Below are 16,516 nucleotides of genomic sequence, written 5' to 3' on the forward strand. Positions count from 1 at the left end.
GATGCGGATGGTCCTGGCATCAGCGCTGGCCGTCGTCGCCCTCGCCGCCTGCGGTGAAGGTACGGACAAGGCTGCGCCGAAGGCTGATGCGCCGGTCGCGCCCGAGGCCCCGGCCATGACCGCTGCGGCGACCATCTCGACCCCTGCCGATCTTCAGACCGCTTGCCGCGAGGCCGTGCGCCGTCTGGCCGGACAGGAGGGGGACACCGTGCAGTTCCGCGCCACGGGGACGAACACCGCCACCATGTCCTGGCGCGCGCCCGTCGACGGCGGTCGCCAGACCATGACCTGCACCGTCGGCGCGAACGGTGTCGAGCTTGCTACAGACGTCGGACAGGTGTCCGTCGACGCATCCATAGTACCGGCGGCTCCGGCTGCTCAAGAAGAGGCCCGCTGATGCCGATCGCCAAGGTCAACGGCGTTGAAACCGAGTTCGAGCCCGGGATGACCGTGCTTCAGGTCGCCGAGAAGGCCGGCCACGAAATTCCGCGTTTCTGCTATCACGAGCGGCTGTCGATCGCCGGCAACTGCCGCATGTGCCTGGTCGAGGTGAAGCCCGGACCGCCGAAGCCCCAGGCGTCGTGCGCCCTGCCGGCCGCCGAGAACCAGGAGATCTTCACCGACACGCCGATGGTGAAGAAGGCCCGCGAAGGGGTGATGGAGTTCCTGCTCATCAACCACCCGCTGGACTGCCCGATCTGCGACCAGGGCGGCGAGTGCGACCTGCAGGACCAGGCCATGGGCTATGGCCGCGACGGTTCTCGCTATGCCGAGAACAAGCGCGCGGTCGAAGAAAAGAACATGGGTCCGACGATCAAGACCTATATGACCCGCTGCATCCAATGCACGCGCTGCGTCCGCTTCGTCACCGAAGTGGCGGGCGTGCCGGACATCGGCATGATCTCGCGCGGCGAGGATGCCGAGATCACCACCTATCTGGAAAAGGCGGTCGACAGCGAGCTGTCGGGCAACGTCAACGACCTGTGCCCCGTCGGGGCCCTGACCCACCGCCCGTGGCAGTTCCACTATCGTCCGTGGGAGCTGAAGAAGACCGAGACCATCGACGTCATGGATGCCCTGGGCTCCAACATCCGCGCCGACGCCAAGGGGGCCGAGGTGATGCGCATTCTGCCGCGCGTCAACGAGGGCATCAACGAGGAGTGGCTGTCGGACATCAGCCGCTATGCCGTCGACGGCCTGCAACGTCAGCGCCTGGACAAACCCTATGTGCGCGAGAACGGTCGCCTGCGTGCGGCGTCGTGGGACGAGGCGCTGGCCGTCGTGGCCGACAAGCTGAAGGCCGCTCCGGCCAACCGGATCGGCGTCGTGGCCGGCGACCTGCAGGACGCGGAATCGATGAAGGCGGCGCTGGATCTGTTCCGCGCCCTGGGATCGGCCAACACCGACTGCCGTCAGGAGGGTTCGGCCCTGGGCTATGGCCCGCGCGAGAGCTGGCTGTTCAACAGCGGCCTGGCCGGTATCGAAAACGCCGACGCCATCCTGATTGTCGGGGCCAATCCGCGGACGGAGGCCCCGCTGCTGAACGCCCGCCTGCGCAAGGCCTGGCTGGGCGGCAAGACCGAGATCGCCCTGGTCGGCGAGCAGGCCGATCTGACATTCGACTATGCCTATCTGGGTGCGGGGTCCAAGACCCTGGCCAAGCTGCCCAAGGCGGCGATGGACATGCTGACCAAGGCCGAGCGTCCCGCCATCATCGTGGGGGCAGGGGCCGTGTCGGGCGACAAGGGCTCGGCCGTGCTGAACGCCCTGGGCGCGCTGGCGCAGAAGGTCGGCGTGGTTGCCGAAGGCTGGAACGGCTTCAACGTCCTGCACACCGCCGCCGCGCGCGTCGGAGGCCTGGACATGGGCTTCGTGCCGGGTGAAGGCGGGCTGAGCGTGGCCGCGATGGTCAAGCCGGGCGCGCTAGACGTGCTGTTCCTGCTGGGGGCCGACGAGGTCGATCCGACGGGTTCGGACGCCTTCCGCGTCTACCTGGGCAGCCACGGCGACCGCGGCGCGCATGGGGCGGACGTCATCCTGCCCGGCGCGGCCTATACCGAGAAGGCGGGCCTGTATGTGAACACCGAGGGCCGGGTGCAGATGGCCGAACGGGTCGTCTTCCCCAAGGGGCAGGCCAAGGAAGACTGGGCCATCCTGCGCGCCCTGTCGGCGGCGGTCGGCCAGACCCTGCCGTACGACACGCTGGAGGCCCTGCGCAGCAAGCTGATGGCGGACCATCCGACCTTCGGCCGCATCGACTATCTGCCCGCACCCGCGTCGTTCGACGTGGCCGGGCTGGGTGCGAAGGGCGACCTGGGCGACGTGGTCTTTGTCTCGTCGGTACGCGACCCCTATCTCAACAACCCGATCACGCGCGCCAGCGTGACCATGGCCGAGCTGTCCGCCCTGCGGATCGCCCCGGTCGCGATGGCGGCGGAGTAAGGCCTGATGGTCGAAGGTTCCAACATTCCTCCGTTGGCGTGGGTCGCGTTCGGCGCGGCTTGGATCGCAGGCCTGACTTTGTTTGGCTGCCTATTTCTGATTACGCGTCGTCTCGGCATGTCGTGGCATAGGCGTCTAGGCGGTGCCAATCTGGAAACCACTGATGCTGTGCGGCTGGGCAAGCTATTGTTCGGCCTGGAAGCACCGCCTCAAGACGCTAATGTTGAGACCCTCGTCTGGATCGTTCGGGGCTGCTGGTTGGTAATGACGCTTATGCTCGTTTCGTTTATTATGCTGATGGCCGGGATCGCCTGATGGATTTCTGGACTTCCCCCCTTGGCTGGACGCTGGCGACCGCTGGCGGCATACTGCTCGTCACTGTTGGCATACTGATCTCGCTGGCGTTTCTACTGCTGGCCGACCGCAAGATCTGGGCGGCCGTGCAGATGCGCAAAGGCCCCAATGTCGTGGGGCCGTTCGGCCTGCTTCAGTCGTTCGCCGACTTTTTCAAATTCGTGCTGAAGGAAATCGTCGTACCCGCAGGGGCCGACAAGATGGTCTTCCTGCTGGCCCCGCTGCTGACCTTCATCCTGGCCTTCATCGCCTGGGCTGCCATTCCGTTCGCGCCGGGCTGGGTCATCTCGGACCTGAACGTTGGCATCCTGTACATCTTCGCCATCAGCTCGCTGGGCGTCTACGGCATCATCATGGGCGGCTGGGCTTCGAACTCGAAGTATCCGTTCCTGGGGTCACTGCGGTCCGCCGCGCAGATGGTGTCGTACGAAGTCTCCATCGGTCTGGTGATCATCAATGTGATCCTGCTGGCCGGGACGATGAACCTGACGGAGATTGTGACCCGTCAGGAGGGCATGTTCTGGAACTGGTTCGTGTTCGGCGGCGGGGCAGGAACCTGGCCGACGATCATCGTCCTGCTGCCCATGGCCGTGGTCTTCTTCGTGTCGGCCCTGGCCGAGACCAACCGTCCGCCGTTCGACCTGCCCGAGGCCGAGTCCGAACTGGTGGCCGGCTATCAGGTCGAATATTCCTCGACGCCCTATCTGCTGTTCATGATCGGCGAATACGCCAACATCGTCTTCATGTGCGCCATGATCAGCCTGCTGTTCTTCGGCGGCTGGAACCCCGGTGTGCCGCAGGCGTGGCTGGATAGCCTGCCGGGCTGGCTGGAGCAGGGCATCTATCTGGTCACCTTCCTGTTCAAGATCGTGGTCGCCTTCTTCATGATCGCGCTCGTGAAGGCCTTCGTGCCGCGCTACCGCTATGATCAGCTGATGCGTCTGGGCTGGAAGATCTTCCTGCCGACGTCGCTGGTGGCTGTGGTGGTCGTGGCGGCCTGGCGCGTGTTCGCGGTGGGCGCATGACCCGCATCCTGATCCTGACGATGGCGCTGGGGCTGACGGCCTGCACCATCCCGACCTATGAACCCGATCCGGTCTCGGCCACTCAGTGGGAACGACGGCAGGAGGCCATAGAGCGCCAGCAGGCCGAGAAGGCCCGCCTGTGCCAGATCACCAAGGATGACGATCCGCGCAAGGAAGAGCTTTGCCGCGGCGTCAGGAGAGATCGCTGATGTTGAACCGTATCGTCCAGGCCGCGAAGGGTGCGCTGCTGATCGATGTGATCGGTGCCGTCGGCCTGTCGCTGAAATACATGGCCCGTCCCAAGATGACGGTGAACTATCCGTTCGAGCGCAATCCGCAGTCGCCGCGCTTCCGGGGCGAGCACGCGCTGCGCCGCTACGCCAATGGCGAGGAACGCTGCATCGCCTGCAAGCTGTGCGAGGCCATCTGCCCAGCTCAAGCCATCACGATCGAAAGCGAACCGCGCGCCGACGGCAGCCGCCGTACGACCCGCTATGACATAGACATGGTCAAATGCATCTACTGCGGCCTGTGCCAGGAGGCCTGCCCGGTGGACGCCATCGTGGAGGGGCCGAACTCGGAGTTCACGACCGAGACCCGCGAAGAACTGCTGTATGACAAGGATCGACTGCTGGCCAACGGTGACCGTTGGGAGCGATTGATCGCCAAGAATCTGGAACTCGACGCGCCTTACCGGTAAGGCGCACTCGCTGAAACGGGCCGCGATTCCTTCAAAGGAGTCGTCGCCATAGTCGAAAGGGGCGAAGGCCTCCGATGTTGCAAGGCATTGCCTTCTATCTGCTGGCGGCGGTGGCCGTGGTGAGCGCGCTTCTGGTGGTCACCGCAAAGAACCCCGTGCACAGCGTTCTGTGGCTGATCCTGGCCTTCTTCTCGTCGGCCGGGCTGTTCGTCCTGCTGGGTGCGGAGTTCCTGGCCATGCTGCTGGTCGTCGTCTACGTCGGCGCGGTGGCGGTGCTGTTCCTGTTCGTCGTCATGATGCTGGACGTCGACTTCGTGAAGCTGCGCGAGGGCTATGCCCGTTATCTGCCGCTGGCGGCGATCGTGGCGGCGGTTCTGCTGGCCGAGATGATCGTGATCTCGCTGACGGTCGCCAGCGGCGGGGCCGCTGCCGATGCGGTCGGTCCGGTCGCGGCCACGGCGGACCAGAGCAATGTCGAGGCCATCGGGCGGGTGCTCTACACAGACTATGTCTACTTCTTCCAGGCGGCAGGGATCGTGCTGTTGATCGCCATGATCGGAGCCATCGTCCTGACCCTGCGCCACAAGCCCAATATCAAGCGCCAGAACATCGCCCGCCAGGTCGGCCGCGATGCCAAGACCGCCATGGAGGTCAAGTCCGTGACCACCGGGGCCGGCGTCACCCCGGAGGATCTGATCTGATGGTCGTCTCGCTCGCACACTATCTGGCGGTCGCCGCCATCCTGTTCACCATCGGCGTCTTCGGCATCTTCGTGAATCGCAAGAACGTCATCATCATCCTGATGTCGATCGAGCTGATCCTGCTGGCCGTGAACATCAACTTCGTCGCCTTCTCCGCCTATCTGAACGATGTCCAGGGGCAGATCATGGCCATGTTCGTCCTCACCGTCGCCGCGGCCGAGGCCGCCGTCGGCCTTGCCATTCTGGTGACCTTCTTCCGCAACCGCGGCGACATCGCGGTTGACGATGCCAGCGTGATGAAGGGCTGATCGTGGACTATAAGACCCTCGTCATTCTGGGCGTCTTCGCCCCCCTGATCGGTGCCGCGATCGCCGGCTTCTTCGGCCGCCGCATCGGCAATACGGCGTCGCAGGCCGTCACGACCGGCCTGCTGTTCGTGTCCTGCGTCGTCGCCTGGATCGTCTTCGGCAACTGGACCTGGGGCGAGCTGGAGCCGTTCACAGTCACCCTGGCACCCTTCATCAATGTCGGTGACTTTCAGTCCGACTGGGCCATCCGCATCGACGCCCTGTCGGCGACCATGCTGGTGGTGGTCACCACCGTGTCTTCCCTCGTGCACCTCTACAGCTGGGGCTATATGGCCGAGGACCCGGACAAGCCGCGGTTCTTCGCCTATCTGTCGCTGTTCACCTTCGCCATGCTGGCGCTGGTCACCGCCGCCGACTTCATGCAGCTGTTCTTCGGCTGGGAAGGGGTGGGGCTGGCGTCCTATCTGCTGATCGGCTTCTGGTTCAAGAAGCCCACGGCCAGCGCCGCCGCGATCAAGGCCTTCGTCGTCAACCGCGTCGGCGACTTCGGCTTTGCGCTGGGCATCATCACCGTCTTCTGGATGTTCGGCACGATCCAGTTCGCCGAACTCTTCCCGATGATCGCGGCCAAGGCCGGTACCGGCTGGGATTTCCTGGGCCACCGCTGGTCGGCGCTGGATCTGGCGGGTTTCCTGCTGTTCATCGGGGCGATGGGTAAGTCGGCGCAGTTCTTCCTGCACACCTGGCTGCCGGACGCCATGGAAGGCCCGACGCCGGTGTCGGCCCTGATCCACGCCGCGACCATGGTCACGGCCGGCGTCTATATGGTCTGCCTGCTGAGCCCTATCTACGAATACGCACCCGTCGCGGCCGGCATCATCGCCCTCATTGGGGCCATCACCGCCATGTTCGCGGCGACCGTCGGCCTGATGCAGAACGACATCAAGCGGGTCATCGCCTATTCGACCTGTTCGCAGCTGGGCTACATGTTCTTCGCGGCGGGCGTCGGCGTCTACGAGTCCGCCATGTTCCACCTGTTCACCCACGCCTTCTTCAAGGCCCTGCTGTTCCTGGGTGCCGGCTCGGTGATCCATGGCATGCATCACGAGCAGGACATGCGGAAGATGGGTGGGCTGTGGAAGCTGTTGCCCGTCACATATGCGGTCATGACCATCGGCACCATCGCCATCACCGGCCTGGGCATTCCCGGCGTCGGCGGCTTTGCGGGCTTCTATTCCAAGGATTCCATCATCGAGAGCGCCTATGCGGCAGCGATGACGGGACACAGCCCGTTCGGCCTGTTCGCCTTCTTCATCGGCATCGTGGCGGCGGGCCTGACGGCCTACTACTCCTGGCGTCTGGTCTTCATGACCTTCCACAACAAGCCGGTCTGGAAGGAAGAAGGCGCGCATCATCACGACGATCATGCCACCGACGCCCAGCTGGAAACCCACTCAGAGCCGCTGTCCGACGACGCACATGCCCACGACGATCACGCGCATGACGACCACGCCCATCACGGCCCGCTGAACCCGCACGAGAGCCCGTGGGTCATGCTGGTGCCGCTGATCCTGCTGTCCATCGGAGCCGTAGCCGCCGGTCTGGTCTTCGCGCCCAGCTTCATCGGGGATCACGAACATCACTTCTGGCGCGGGGCGATCTTTGTGTCCGAGGCCAACCACGTCCTGCACGAGAGCCACTATGTGCCCACCTGGGTGAAGTGGTCGCCGCTGATCCTGACGCTGATCGGGACCGCCTTCGCCTTCTGGATCTATGTCCTGAAGGAAGGCATGGCCAAGCGGATGGCTGACAGGGGCGGGGTCATCCACGGCTTCCTGTACAACAAATGGTATTTCGACGAGCTGTACGCCTTCGTCTTCGTGCGCGGGGCCAAGGGGCTGGGTGACCTGTTCTGGAAGGTCGGCGACGTGAAGATCATCGACGGCGGCGGGCCTAATGGCGTCGCCTGGCTGTCGCGCCGGTTCGCCGGCGGTCTGGCCCGCTTCCAGTCCGGTCAGGTGTATTTCTACGCCTTCGTCATGCTGATCGGCCTGGTCGGTTTCCTGGCCTATGCCATCACTTCGTGGGGAGCCTGATCTTGCCCCAGATCCCCTTCATCCTCAGCCTCATCACCTTCCTGCCCCTGATCGGCGCGGGCGTGATCCTGCTGTCTCGCCTGTTCAACAAGGCCGGGGCCGACAATGCCGCGCGCTGGATTGCCATGGGCACGACCCTGGTCACCCTGGCGCTGTCGGTCGTTCTGGTCGGCGCCTTCGATCAGTCCAGCGCGGCCTATCAGTTCGTGGAACGCTACGTCTGGTTCGTCGGCGCGGAATACCACATGGGCGTGGACGGGATTTCGATCCTGTTCGTGCTGCTGACGGCCTTCCTGATGCCGATCTGCATCCTGGCCAGCTGGAAGACCATTACCGACCGCGTGGTCGAATACATGATCGCCTTCTTGGTGCTGGAGACGCTGGTCATCGGGGTCTTCACCTCGCTGGACCTGTTCCTGTTCTATATCTTCTTCGAGGGCACCCTGGTGCCGATGTTCCTGATCATCGGCATCTGGGGCGGGGCGAACCGCATCTACGCCTCGTACAAATTCTTCCTCTACACCCTGCTGGGGTCGGTGCTGATGCTGCTGGCCATGCTGTGGATGGCTCAGGATGCGGGCACGACCAGCATTCCGGCACTGAAGGAACACGTCTTTGACGCCCGCTATCAGCCCCTGCTGTGGCTGGCCTTCTTCGCCTCGTTTGCGGTCAAGATGCCAATGTGGCCGGTGCACACCTGGCTGCCCGACGCGCACGTTCAGGCTCCGACGGCGGGCTCGGTCATTCTGGCTGGCATTCTGCTGAAGCTGGGTGGCTACGGCTTTATCCTGTTTAACATACCGATGTTCCCGCTGGCGTCGCAGATGTTCGCGCCGCTGGTGTTCGCTCTGTCGGTGATCGCCATCGTCTACACCTCGCTGGTCGCCTTCCGTCAGACGGACATTAAGAAGCTGATCGCCTATTCGTCGGTGGCCCATATGGGCTTCGTGACCATGGGCATCTTCGCCGGCAATGACACGGGCGTGCAGGGCGCGGTGTTCCAGATGCTGAGCCATGGCCTGATCTCGGGCGCGCTCTTCCTGTGCGTCGGCGTCGTCTATGACCGGATGCACACGCGCGAGATCGCCTTCTACGGCGGCCTGACAAATCGCATGCCATGGTTCGCGGCCATCTTCCTGATGTTCACCATGGCCAATGTCGGCCTGCCGGGCACCTCGGGCTTCATCGGGGAAATCCTGACGATGACCGGCGTCTATCAGGTCTCGACCTGGGCGGCCTTCGTGGCGGCCTCGGGCGTCATCCTGTCGGCCATCTATGCCCTGACGCTGTATCGCAACGTCATGTTCGGCGAGATCGTCAATCCGGCGCTGAAGACCATCGCCGACATCGACAAGCGCGAGCTGGCGCTGTTCGTGCCGCTGATCGTCGGCACCATCTGGCTGGGCGTCCAGCCGGGTCTGGTGCTGAACTATACCGCCGCCTCGGTCGAGGCGCTGACCGCCACCTATCGCGCTGTGATCGGCGGGTGAGACCATCATGCAAGATCTGATTCCCGCCCTTCATCTGTCCGCGCCCGAGGGCACGCTCGCCGTCGGTGGGCTGGTGCTGCTGATGATCGGGGCTTTCCTGGGCGAGAAGAGCGCCCGTCTGGTCTCGATCCTGTCGGTCGCCCTGCTGGTCGCTGCCACCGCCGTGACAGTCACCGGCCCGCTGGGTCAGGCCTTCAACGGCGCCTATGTGGCCGATCCGCTGGCCGTCTACGGCAAGGCGATCATCTTCCTGTCCAGCGCGGTCTGCATCGTACTGGGCGGCGGCTGGATGCAACGCGCTCGGATCGCGCGCTTCGAATATCCCATTCTGATCGTTCTGGCCTCGGCCGGCATGGGCATGATGGCGTCGTCAGGCGACCTGATCTCTATGTATGTCGGGATCGAGCTGCATTCGCTGGCCCTGTATGTGCTGGCGGCCTTCCACCGCGACGACCTGAAGGCGTCGGAGGCGGGGCTTAAGTATTTCGTGCTGGGCGCGCTGTCGTCCGGCCTTCTGCTGTACGGGGCCAGCCTGGTCTACGGCTTCACCGGCTCGATGAACTTTCAGGAAATCGCGGCCTATGCGGTCCAGAACCCGTCGGTGGGTCTGGTTTTCGGCCTGGTCTTCGTGATCTGCGGTCTGGCGTTCAAGATTTCGGCCGCGCCGTTCCACATGTGGACGCCCGACGTCTATGAGGGCGCGCCGACACCGGTCGTGGCCCTGTTCGCCACGGCACCCAAGATGGCGGCCATGGTTCTGGTCGCACGGGTCCTGATCGACGGCTTTGCCGGGTCACACGACCAGTGGGCCCAGGTGCTGGTGCTGATCTCGCTGATCTCGTTCGCCGTCGGTGCGTTCGGCGGTCTGGCGCAGAAGAATATCCAGCGCCTGCTGGCCTATTCCTCGATCGCCAACATCGGCTACGCCCTGCTGGGCATCACGGCGGGGACGGAAGCGGGCCTTCAGGCCATGTTGATGTTTATGACCCTGTATGTGGTCGATCAGCTGGGCTTCTTCGCCATCCTTCTGTCGCTGTCCAAGGGCGGCAAGCCGGTGCGCACTATCGCCGATCTGGCGGGGCTGAGGCGGACGCGGCCGGTGACGGCCATCGCCCTGACCGTGCTGTCGCTGTCGGTTCTGGGCATGCCGCCGTTCTCGGGCTTCTGGGGCAAATACTATGTCTTCGGTGCCGCCGTGGACGCGGGCTACTGGATGGTGGCGACTGCCGGTCTGGTGGCCTCGGTCGTGGCTGCCTTCTACTATCTGCGGATCATCAAGCTGATGTGGTTCGATCCGCCGGTGGACGAGGTGCCGTTCGATGCAGCACCGGTCGAGGCCAGGACCATCGCCGTTGCCGGTGCCGCCTTTGCCTTTCCGCTGGTCATCGTCGGCCTGACGTGGATCGAGCCGCTGAGCCGCGTTGCCGCGACCAGCTTCAACGCCGGCTAGGGTGGACGCGGCCCCCGTCCTGCTGTTCGACCAGCTCGACTCGACCAATGCCGAGGCGCGGCGTCGGGCCGAGGCAGGGGAGGCGGGGCCGCTGTGGATCACCACCCGTCGTCAGACGCAGGGCCGTGGGCGCCGCGGCCGGGAATGGGCCAGCCAGGATGGCAATCTGTTCGCCACCCTGCTTCACGTTGTGACCAAGTCGCCCGCCGAGGCGGCACAGATCACCTTCATCGCGGCCCTGGCCGTGGCCGATCTGCTGGACCGCTATGCGCCGCCGTCGCTGGTCACGATCAAATGGCCCAATGATGTGATGCTGGCGGGCGTGAAGGCCTCGGGCATTCTGGTCGAGTCCGGCGCGCATGCGTCCGGTGGCCTGTGGCTGGCGGTCGGGATCGGCGTCAACCTGTCCCATGCGCCGCAGGGGACCGAGCGGCCGGCGGCGGCCCTGGTCGATCACCTGGCCGCAGATGTCGCCGCGCCGCCGGCCATTGAGGTAGCGTCGCGCCAACTCGCGGATGTTTTTGCCGTCTGGCTGCACCGCTGGGACACGCTGGGTTTTCAGCCCATCCTCGACGCCTGGGCCGCCCGCACGCCGGGGCTCGATGGTCCTGCCATAGCGCGCCTGGGGCATGAAACGGTCGAGGGCCTGGCCGAGGGGGTGGCCGCTGACGGTGCCCTGAAACTGCGACTGGGCGACGGATCGCTGCGGCTGATTTCCGCCGGCGACGTCTTCTTCGGAGAGGCTGCCTGATGATGAAGGGGAGCTGTATCTGCGGCGCGGTAACAGTGACTTTGCCAGGCACCGTGACGGAAGTCGGAACCTGCCATTGCGAGATGTGCCGCCGTTGGTGCAGTGGCCCGTGGATGTCATTACAGGCACCACCGGACACGCACCTGGAGGGGACCGCCCTGCGCGTCTATCGGTCCAGTGGGTTCGCGGAACGTGGCTTTTGCGGAGAGTGTGGATCCAATGTCTTCCATCGACCTGTAGATGGACCTGAATTGGCTGTGTCCGCTGGATTGTTCGACCCAAAAAACTTTACGCTTCGCCGTGAAATCTTTGTCGACCGCCGTCCCGCATTCTACGGCTTTACGGACAGCACCGAGAAAATGACCTCAGTCGATATGGCGTGGGCGTGGGCACCCAAGCTGATTGCGCGTCGTTTAAGTCGCTGGTGGCATAGTCTGCGTCGTCTAAAGAATGAGGCTGCCTGATGCTGCTGGCGATCGAGCAAGGCAATACCAACACCCTGTTTGCGATCCATGACGGGTCCGATTGGATCGCCCAGTGGCGCACCTCGACCTATGCCAACCGCACGGCGGATGAATATGCCGTCTGGCTGCATCAGCTGCTGACCATGCGCGATCTGTCGATCAGCCAGCTGGACGGCTGCATCATCTCCAGCGTGGTGCCCCAGTCGATCTTCAACCTGCGTAATCTGGCGCGGCGATATTTGAACGTCGAACCCATGGTCATCGGCGAGAACGTCGACCTGGGCATCGCCGCGCGCATCGACAAGCCCAGCGAGGCGGGGGCCGATCGGCTGGTCAATGCCATCGGGGCGCATCTGGTCTATCCCGGCGACCTGATCGTGATCGACAGCGGTACAGCGACCACCTTCGATGTCGTGGCCGCCGATGGCGCGTTCGAGGGCGGGATCATCGCGCCCGGCGTCAACCTGTCGCTACAGGCCCTGCACGAGGCCGCCGCAATGTTGCCCCGCATCGCCATTCAAAAGCCTGCGAAAGTCATCGGCAAGGATACCGTCTCCAATATGCAGTCGGGCGTCTTCTGGGGCTATATCGCCCTGATCGAAGGCCTGGTGGCGCGCATGAAAGACGAGTGGGGCGCGCCCATGACCGTCATCGGAACGGGCGGCGTGGCCAGCCTGTTCGAGGGCGCAACGAATTCAATCGACCGGTTCGATCCGGACCTGACCATCCGCGGCCTGCTGGAAATCTGGCGGCGGAACACTCCCCCCAAGGACACATGAAAAACAACACAAACGACGAACTCGTCTTCGTGCCGCTGGGCGGTTCTGGCGAAATCGGCATGAATCTGAATGTCTACGGCTATGGGCCGGAGGCGAACCGAGAATATCTGATCGTCGACGTGGGCGTGACCTTTGGCGACCTGTCGACCCCAGGGGTCGATGTGATCGTCCCCGATCCGGAGTTTCTGGACGGCGAGACGATCCGCGGCATCGTCCTGACCCACGCGCATGAGGATCACATCGGTGCGCTGGGCTGGCTGTGGACGCGCATCAAGGCTCCGATCTATGCGACGCCCTTCACCGCCTTCCTGATCCGCGAAAAACTGCGCGAGGCGGGGGTGCTGGATCAGGTGAAGATCATCGAGGTGCCGCTGTCGGGCACCGTCGACCTGGGCCCGTTCCAGGTGACGATGATCACCATGACCCACTCGATCGCCGAGCCGAATGCCCTGGCTATCAAGACGCCGCTGGGCACCGTGCTGCACACCGGCGACTGGAAGCTGGACCCCACGCCCGTCATCGGCCAACCGACCGACATCGCGGCCATCACCAAGCTTGGCGACGAAGGCCTGCTGGCCATGGTCTGCGATTCCACCAACGTCTTCGTCGAAGGCCAGGCGGGATCGGAGCTGGACGCCCAGGCCGGTCTGATCGAATTGATCGGCAGTCTGAAGAAGGGGCGCATCGCCGTCGGCTGCTTTGCCTCCAACGTGGCGCGCATGGTCAGTGTGATGAAGGCCGCGCAACTGGCCGGGCGCCGCGTCGCCTTGGCCGGGCGGTCGATGCACAAGATCACGGCGGCGGCGAAACACGTCGGCCTGTTCGGTGAGAGCCAGCGCATCCTGTCTGAGGAAGAGGCCCGGGTCTGGCCAGCCGACGAAATCCTGTACCTCTGCACCGGCAGCCAAGGTGAGGATCGCGCCGCCCTGTCCCGCGCCTCGCAGGGAACCCACCCGGTCATCAAACTGGGTCTGGGCGATCACTGCATCTTTTCGTCGCGGGTCATCCCCGGCAACGAACTGGCCATTGCGGCCTTGCAGGACCGGCTCGCCGATCGCGGGGTGCGGCTCTATACCGAGAAGGACCATCCGCACGTCCACGTCTCGGGACACCCCTGCCGGGACGAGATGAAGCAGATGTATGCCTGGGCGCGGCCGAAGATCGCCGTGCCCACCCACGGCATGCGCCGCCACCTGGCCGAACACGCCAACCTGGCCAAGGATCTGGGTGTGGCGGAGACCGTGCAGCCTCGCAACGGCGACATGGTGCGCCTGGCCCCTGGACCCGCCGCCATTATTGACGAGGTTCCGAGCGGTCGCCTGTATGTCGACGGCGGGCGTCTGGTCACCGAACAGGGCGAGGCGATGCACGAGCGTCGTCACGCCTCCAACAACGGCGTGCTGATCGTCAGCTTCGCGATGGACAAGCGCGGCAAGATCGTCAGCGACATCGACGTCCGCTCCATCGGCCTGCCGGGGGACGCAGAGCGTCCGCTGGGCGATGCGCTGGACGATCTGGCCGAACGGGTCGAGGTCGCAGTCGGCAAGCTGAAGGGCGAGGCGCTGGAGGATGAACTGGTCATCGAGCAGGCTGTGTCGCGCGCCCTCAAGAAGGCCAGCCAGCAGATCTGGGATCGTCGCCCCATCGTGGAGACGGTGATTCTGCGGCTCTAGGGGCCAATGCGATGGGCGGGCGCGAACGGATCAAGGCGAGCGGTACCAAGGCTTTGGAGCGCGTTCGGCATGCGCGCCATCCGCTGCATGGCTGGCGCAAATGGGCGCTGATCCTGTTTCAGGCTCTCGTGGGTCTCGTCGTTCTGTTCGCCGTGGTGAACCTGACGCTCAGCCTGACCACTTTTCGCGGCAGTAATCCCGCCGATCGGATGGTCGACGAGGTGCGGGGCCTTTGGTTCAGTCCTGCGGATGGTCGCGCCGTCTCGGCTGAGGCCTTTGTCGCGGTGCATGGCGAGGAGCTTGGACCCGATCCGTCCGCTGAGGCCATTCGCGGATACTTCGAGCATGAAGCGGAACAGGGCGTGTTCCTGCTGGACCATGTCATGGCCGACTACATCGTGAAGCGGTTCGGGCGGATCGACAGCCGGACCGTGCCTTCGGGCGTCTATGTCGGGGCGCATGCTCTGGGTCCGGACGGCGACCCTTGGGTGCGCATCACCAAATGGCCGGCGCATTATCTGATGTTCCCGCGCCACGCCTATATTCTGGTGGTACCAGAGGAGGGGCCGGCCATCGCCTTTTCCGCCAGCCAGAATGCCAAGTTCGATCCCGACCTGCCCGACGGCGACCGTCTGGGCGCACGGATCGCCTCCTATGATCCCGACGCCTATGACTTTCCCAGCTCGGGTCAGGCCCTGCATGAGATGACGCTGATCACCAGGGATCCAGCCGAGGTCGCCGCGGCACCCGCCGATCTGGCCCGGGCGAGAGCCGAGCTTGACGCCAGCGGCCTGCGCTACGGCCTGCTGGCCCCCAATTCCAACACGGTTGTCGGCTGTGTTCTGGAGCGGTCGGGCGCCATGACGGCGGAACAGCGTAGCCGCATCCTGCTGGCGGTGCGGGCGCCGGGAATCGGCGCCGACTGCTGGTAGGCTTTGAATCCCGGCGCAGGCCTACCTATAAGGAGCCGAATCCCGCCGCCCCAAGGTTCCAAGCATGCCCGACGCCCCTTCCGAGTTTCGCTACAAGCGCGTCCTGCTGAAGGTCTCGGGCGAGGTGCTGATGGGCGATCAGGCCTATGGCATCGATCAGAAGACGGTGGCGACCGTGGCCCAGGCCGTGGCCGATGTGGCGCGTGACGGCATCGAGATCTGCCTGGTCATCGGCGGCGGCAACATCTTCCGTGGTCTGTCCAAGGCGGCGGGCGACATGGAGCGGGCCACCGCTGACTACATGGGGATGCTGGCCACGGTCATGAACGCCCTGGCCATGCAGGCGGCGCTGGAGAAGATCGGCGTTCAGACCCGCGTCCAGAGCGCCTTGACCATGAATGCCGTGGCCGAGCCCTATGTGCGCCGTCGCGCCCTGCGTCATCTGGAGAAGGGGCGTGTAGTCATCTTCGCCGCCGGCGTCGGCGCGCCCTTCTTCACGACCGATTCCGGAGCCGCCTTGCGTGCCGCCGAAATGGGGTGCGATGCCCTGCTGAAGGGCACCAGCGTGGACGGCGTCTATACGGCCGATCCCAAGAAGGACAAATCCGCGACGCGGTATGAGACCTTGACCTATCACGATGTGCTGGCGCGCGACCTGAAGGTCATGGACGCCTCGGCCATCGCCCTGATGCGTGACAGTGGCATCCCGATCGTGGTTTTCTCGATCCGGGACGATAATTCGCTCCGTCGCACTCTGACGGGCGAAGGCACGTTCACCGTGATATCGTCCTCCGACAAGGCCGCCTGATCGGCCGCCTACGCACGACAAGAATCTGGCGCAGACAAGAAACGACGAGAGAAACGACCATGGCCAAGCCCGATCTGAAGACCTACCGCGACCGCATGGACAAGGCGGTCGCCGCCCTGAAGGAAGAGTTCAACGGCCTGCGCACCGGCCGCGCCAACGCCGGCCTGCTGGATCCGGTGCAGGTCCAGGCCTACGGCTCCAACTCGCCTTTGAACGCCGTGGCGGCCATCAGCGTGCCCGAGCCGCGCATGATCTCGGTCAGCGTCTGGGACAAAGGCATGGTGGGCCCTGTGGAAAAGGCCATCCGTGCGGCGGGTCTGGGCCTGAACCCCATCGTCGATGGCCAGACCCTGCGCATTCCCGTGCCGCCCCTGACCGAGGAGCGCCGCAAGGAGTTGGCCAAGCTGGCCGGCAAATATGCCGAGCAGCAGAAGATTTCGGTCCGCAACGTTCGCCGCGACGCCAATGACGACCTGAAGAAGGCCGAGAAGGCCGGCGAGATCAGCCAGGACGAGCAGAAGAAGATGGAGGCCGAGGTCCAGA

The 16,516-nt window shown here is 64.5% G+C and carries 18 protein-coding genes; all 18 read left to right on the forward strand.

What is annotated here, in order from left to right; genetic code table 11:
- The first annotated feature begins 1 nt into the window (after position 1).
- Complete coding sequence (locus tag JHC81_RS06210; protein ID WP_292172118.1) at positions 2-397, forward strand: hypothetical protein; 396 nt, start codon at positions 2-4, stop codon at positions 395-397.
- Positions 397-2,442, forward strand: a complete 2,046-nt coding sequence (gene nuoG, locus JHC81_RS06215) for an NADH-quinone oxidoreductase subunit NuoG (RefSeq protein ID WP_292172121.1) — start codon at positions 397-399, stop codon at positions 2,440-2,442. The genes JHC81_RS06210 and nuoG overlap by 1 nt, the downstream gene beginning before the upstream one ends.
- Positions 2,443-2,448: 6 nt before the next feature.
- The gene (locus tag JHC81_RS06220; RefSeq protein ID WP_292172123.1) at positions 2,449-2,757 is read left to right on the forward strand and encodes a hypothetical protein; all 309 of its coding nucleotides are present in this window, start codon (positions 2,449-2,451) and stop codon (positions 2,755-2,757) included.
- Entirely contained in the window at positions 2,754-3,821 is a 1,068-nt protein-coding gene (gene nuoH, locus JHC81_RS06225; RefSeq protein ID WP_292172157.1) for an NADH-quinone oxidoreductase subunit NuoH, read from the forward strand. The genes JHC81_RS06220 and nuoH overlap by 4 nt, the downstream gene beginning before the upstream one ends.
- The gene (locus tag JHC81_RS06230; RefSeq protein ID WP_292172125.1) at positions 3,818-4,030 is read left to right on the forward strand and encodes a hypothetical protein; all 213 of its coding nucleotides are present in this window, start codon (positions 3,818-3,820) and stop codon (positions 4,028-4,030) included. Before nuoH ends, JHC81_RS06230 begins: the two co-directional genes overlap by 4 nt.
- Positions 4,030-4,521: an NADH-quinone oxidoreductase subunit NuoI gene (gene nuoI, locus JHC81_RS06235; protein ID WP_292172128.1), complete on the forward strand. Its 492-nt coding sequence runs from the start codon at positions 4,030-4,032 to the stop codon at positions 4,519-4,521. Before JHC81_RS06230 ends, nuoI begins: the two co-directional genes overlap by 1 nt.
- Before the next feature lie 74 nt (positions 4,522-4,595).
- Complete coding sequence (locus JHC81_RS06240; protein ID WP_292172131.1) at positions 4,596-5,222, forward strand: NADH-quinone oxidoreductase subunit J; 627 nt, start codon at positions 4,596-4,598, stop codon at positions 5,220-5,222.
- A complete protein-coding gene (nuoK, locus tag JHC81_RS06245; RefSeq protein WP_292172133.1) occupies positions 5,222-5,530 on the forward strand; it encodes an NADH-quinone oxidoreductase subunit NuoK in 309 nt (102 codons plus the stop codon). The genes JHC81_RS06240 and nuoK overlap by 1 nt, the downstream gene beginning before the upstream one ends.
- Before the next feature lie 2 nt (positions 5,531-5,532).
- A complete protein-coding gene (gene nuoL, locus JHC81_RS06250) occupies positions 5,533-7,626 on the forward strand; it encodes an NADH-quinone oxidoreductase subunit L (protein WP_292172136.1) in 2,094 nt (697 codons plus the stop codon).
- A gap of 11 nt (positions 7,627-7,637) precedes the next feature.
- A complete protein-coding gene (locus JHC81_RS06255; RefSeq protein ID WP_292172159.1) occupies positions 7,638-9,116 on the forward strand; it encodes an NADH-quinone oxidoreductase subunit M in 1,479 nt (492 codons plus the stop codon).
- Positions 9,117-9,123: 7 nt separating this feature from the next.
- Complete coding sequence (nuoN, locus tag JHC81_RS06260) at positions 9,124-10,566, forward strand: NADH-quinone oxidoreductase subunit NuoN (RefSeq protein WP_292172139.1); 1,443 nt, start codon at positions 9,124-9,126, stop codon at positions 10,564-10,566.
- A 1-nt stretch (position 10,567) separates the two neighbouring features.
- Positions 10,568-11,317, forward strand: a complete 750-nt coding sequence (locus JHC81_RS06265) for a biotin--[acetyl-CoA-carboxylase] ligase (protein WP_292172141.1) — start codon at positions 10,568-10,570, stop codon at positions 11,315-11,317.
- A 2-nt stretch (positions 11,318-11,319) separates the two neighbouring features.
- Positions 11,320-11,781 (forward strand): GFA family protein, encoded by a 462-nt coding sequence (locus JHC81_RS14425; RefSeq protein WP_366465740.1) that lies wholly within the window; start codon positions 11,320-11,322, stop codon positions 11,779-11,781.
- Positions 11,778-12,560, forward strand: coding sequence for a type III pantothenate kinase (locus tag JHC81_RS06270; RefSeq protein ID WP_292172161.1), 783 nt, complete (start codon positions 11,778-11,780; stop codon positions 12,558-12,560). Before JHC81_RS14425 ends, JHC81_RS06270 begins: the two co-directional genes overlap by 4 nt.
- Entirely contained in the window at positions 12,557-14,233 is a 1,677-nt protein-coding gene (locus tag JHC81_RS06275; RefSeq protein WP_292172143.1) for a ribonuclease J, read from the forward strand. The genes JHC81_RS06270 and JHC81_RS06275 overlap by 4 nt, the downstream gene beginning before the upstream one ends.
- Positions 14,234-14,244: 11 nt before the next feature.
- Positions 14,245-15,165 carry a hypothetical protein gene (locus JHC81_RS06280; protein ID WP_292172146.1) on the forward strand — a complete coding sequence of 307 codons (921 nt, stop codon included), beginning with the start codon at positions 14,245-14,247 and terminating at the stop codon, positions 15,163-15,165.
- Between the two features lie 64 nt (positions 15,166-15,229).
- Positions 15,230-15,973: a UMP kinase gene (gene pyrH, locus JHC81_RS06285; protein ID WP_292172149.1), complete on the forward strand. Its 744-nt coding sequence runs from the start codon at positions 15,230-15,232 to the stop codon at positions 15,971-15,973.
- A gap of 59 nt (positions 15,974-16,032) precedes the next feature.
- On the forward strand, positions 16,033-16,516 hold a 484-nt coding region (gene frr / locus JHC81_RS06290; protein WP_292172152.1), incomplete at its 3' end, for a ribosome recycling factor.

The organism is Brevundimonas sp. (assembly GCF_016463295.1).
GTDB lineage: Bacteria > Pseudomonadota > Alphaproteobacteria > Caulobacterales > Caulobacteraceae > Brevundimonas.

What these genes read in the sequence shown, in the direction of transcription:
- JHC81_RS06210 (WP_292172118.1), top strand. Translation starts at nt 2, where the DNA reads ATGCGGATGGTCCTGGCATCAGCGCTGGCCGTCGTCGCCCTCGCCGCC.
- nuoG (WP_292172121.1), top strand. Translation starts at nt 397, where the DNA reads ATGCCGATCGCCAAGGTCAACGGCGTTGAAACCGAGTTCGAGCCCGGG.
- JHC81_RS06220 (WP_292172123.1), top strand. Translation starts at nt 2,449, where the DNA reads ATGGTCGAAGGTTCCAACATTCCTCCGTTGGCGTGGGTCGCGTTCGGC.
- JHC81_RS06230 (WP_292172125.1), top strand. Translation starts at nt 3,818, where the DNA reads ATGACCCGCATCCTGATCCTGACGATGGCGCTGGGGCTGACGGCCTGC.
- nuoI (WP_292172128.1), top strand. Translation starts at nt 4,030, where the DNA reads ATGTTGAACCGTATCGTCCAGGCCGCGAAGGGTGCGCTGCTGATCGAT.
- JHC81_RS06240 (WP_292172131.1), top strand. Translation starts at nt 4,596, where the DNA reads ATGTTGCAAGGCATTGCCTTCTATCTGCTGGCGGCGGTGGCCGTGGTG.
- nuoK (WP_292172133.1), top strand. Translation starts at nt 5,222, where the DNA reads ATGGTCGTCTCGCTCGCACACTATCTGGCGGTCGCCGCCATCCTGTTC.
- nuoN (WP_292172139.1), top strand. Translation starts at nt 9,124, where the DNA reads ATGCAAGATCTGATTCCCGCCCTTCATCTGTCCGCGCCCGAGGGCACG.
- JHC81_RS14425 (WP_366465740.1), top strand. Translation starts at nt 11,320, where the DNA reads ATGAAGGGGAGCTGTATCTGCGGCGCGGTAACAGTGACTTTGCCAGGC.
- JHC81_RS06275 (WP_292172143.1), top strand. Translation starts at nt 12,557, where the DNA reads ATGAAAAACAACACAAACGACGAACTCGTCTTCGTGCCGCTGGGCGGT.
- JHC81_RS06280 (WP_292172146.1), top strand. Translation starts at nt 14,245, where the DNA reads ATGGGCGGGCGCGAACGGATCAAGGCGAGCGGTACCAAGGCTTTGGAG.
- pyrH (WP_292172149.1), top strand. Translation starts at nt 15,230, where the DNA reads ATGCCCGACGCCCCTTCCGAGTTTCGCTACAAGCGCGTCCTGCTGAAG.